General features: G+C 61.1%; 1 protein-coding gene. It reads left to right on the top strand.

All coding sequences use genetic code 11. The features are described from left to right. A partial coding sequence (locus tag SB822_RS58275; protein ID WP_410859268.1) for an isocitrate dehydrogenase kinase/phosphatase AceK regulatory subunit occupies window positions 1–262 on the top strand: 262 nt, incomplete at both ends.

Below are 262 nucleotides of genomic sequence, written 5' to 3'. Positions count from 1 at the left end.
CTTCATTTTCGTGCGCCCGGCGATCTCGACCGAATATATCGAGAACGACGAGCCCGCGGCGAAGCCGACTTATCGCGCGTATTACCCCGGCAAGGACGGCCTCGCCGCGACGCTCGAGCGCATCGTCACGAATTTTCAACTCGAGCCGCCGTTCGAAGATCTGACGCGCGACGTCGGCTGCGTGATGCAGGCGATTCACGCCGCGTCCGGCACCTTCGACGAAGCTCTGAACTCCCATATTCATGTGCACTCGTCGCTGTTC

Source organism: Paraburkholderia sp. SIMBA_054 (assembly GCF_046534875.1).
Taxonomy (GTDB): Bacteria; Pseudomonadota; Gammaproteobacteria; order Burkholderiales; family Burkholderiaceae; genus Paraburkholderia; species Paraburkholderia hospita.
Note: the sequence above shows the minus strand (reverse complement) of the source record. Positions and strands in the feature narration are given on the sequence as shown.